The organism is Vibrio marinisediminis (assembly GCF_014050145.1).
GTDB lineage: Bacteria > Pseudomonadota > Gammaproteobacteria > Enterobacterales > Vibrionaceae > Vibrio > Vibrio marinisediminis.
In genome coordinates this window covers 1-263 of the sequence record NZ_JACFYF010000287.1, presented here as the reverse complement: position 1 = coordinate 263, position 263 = coordinate 1, and the positions used below count along the sequence as shown (strand labels likewise).

1 protein-coding gene is annotated in these 263 nt (G+C 28.9%); it reads left to right on the top strand.

Annotation, left to right across the window (positions count from 1 at the left end):
• A partial coding sequence (locus H2O73_RS24125) for a hypothetical protein (RefSeq protein ID WP_220457768.1) occupies nt 1-263 on the top strand: 263 nt, incomplete at both ends.

The following is a 263-nucleotide window of genomic DNA, read 5'->3' as shown; positions in this document are numbered from 1 at the left end:
CTTTTCTTATTTTAGTTTAAAAGATAAAGCGTATAAAACTATTACTTCAGATGCTATAATTATTAATGCTCCAGAAGGTAAAGAAGCAACGGATGGTAATGTAGTAACTACAACTAAAAGAAATGTTATTAGCAACGCACAAGATATTCATTTTATAAGTACAAGTGCTGATTTAACGCCAAGAATTACTTCGAAAGATTTTTTTAAATCTAACTTGTTTTATCTGTTGATGATTATTCCGCTATTGTCTATTCCGTTAGGAA